Source organism: Streptomyces filipinensis (assembly GCF_014649495.1).
In the GTDB taxonomy this organism is placed as follows: domain Bacteria; phylum Actinomycetota; class Actinomycetes; order Streptomycetales; family Streptomycetaceae; genus Streptomyces; species Streptomyces filipinensis.
On record NZ_BMTD01000077.1, the window covers coordinates 1 to 1,014 of the forward strand.

A 1,014-nucleotide genomic window follows, 5' to 3' on the forward strand; every position below is an offset into this window, starting at 1 on the left:
CCCCCTGCCGTGAGGCTTACGCCTCCTCGTTCACCCAGCTCATCAGCTTGCGCAGCTGCTTGCCGGTGGTCTCCAGCAGGTGCTCGGAGTCCTGCTGCTTGTACTCGTTGTACTTCTTCAGACCGCCGTGGTACTCGTCCATCCAGTTCCGGGCGAAGGTGCCGTCCTGGATCTCGGCGAGGACCTTCTTCATCTCGGCCTTGGTGGCGTCCGTGATGATCCGCGGACCGGTCACGTAGTCACCCCACTCGGCCGTCTCGGAGATCGACCAGCGCATCTTCTCCAGACCGCCCTCGTACATGAGGTCCACGATCAGCTTCAGCTCGTGCAGGCACTCGAAGTACGCGATCTCCGGCTGGTAGCCCGCCTCGGTCAGCGTCTCGAAACCCGCCTTGACCAGCGCCGCCGTACCACCGCACAGAACGGCCTGCTCACCGAACAGGTCCGTCTCGGTCTCCTCGGTGAACGTCGTCTTGATGACGCCGGCACGGGTACCGCCGATCCCCTTCGCGTACGACAGGGCCAGCGCGAACGCGTCGCCGGAGGCGTCCTGCTCCACCGCGGCGATGCACGGCACACCGCGGCCCTCCTCGTACTGACGGCGCACCAGGTGACCCGGGCCCTTCGGGGCGACCATGCAGACGTCCACACCGGCCGGGGGCTTGATGAAACCGAAGCGGATGTTGAAGCCGTGACCGAAGAACAGCGCGTCGCCGTCCTTCAGGTGCGGCGCGATGGACTCCTCGTAGACCTGGGCCTGGATCGGGTCCGGCACCAGGATCATGATGACGTCGGCCTCGGCGGCGGCCTCCGCCGGCGTCACCACGCGCAGGCCCTGCTCCTCGGCCTTCGCCTTGGACTTCGAGCCCTCGTGCAGACCGACACGCACGTCGACACCGGAGTCACGCAGCGACAGCGCGTGGGCGTGGCCCTGGCTGCCGTAGCCGATGACCGCGACCTTGCGGCCCTGGATGATGGACAGGTCGGCGTCAGCGTCGTAGAACAGCTCGGCCA

1 protein-coding gene is annotated in these 1,014 nt (G+C 66.9%); it reads right to left on the reverse strand.

Annotation, left to right across the window (positions count from 1 at the left end; translation table 11 throughout):
• Window positions 1-16: 16 nt before the first annotated feature.
• Window positions 17-1,014, reverse strand: a 998-nt coding sequence (gene ilvC / locus IE244_RS41535; RefSeq protein ID WP_229854922.1) for a ketol-acid reductoisomerase, incomplete at its 5' end; no start/stop codon positions are given.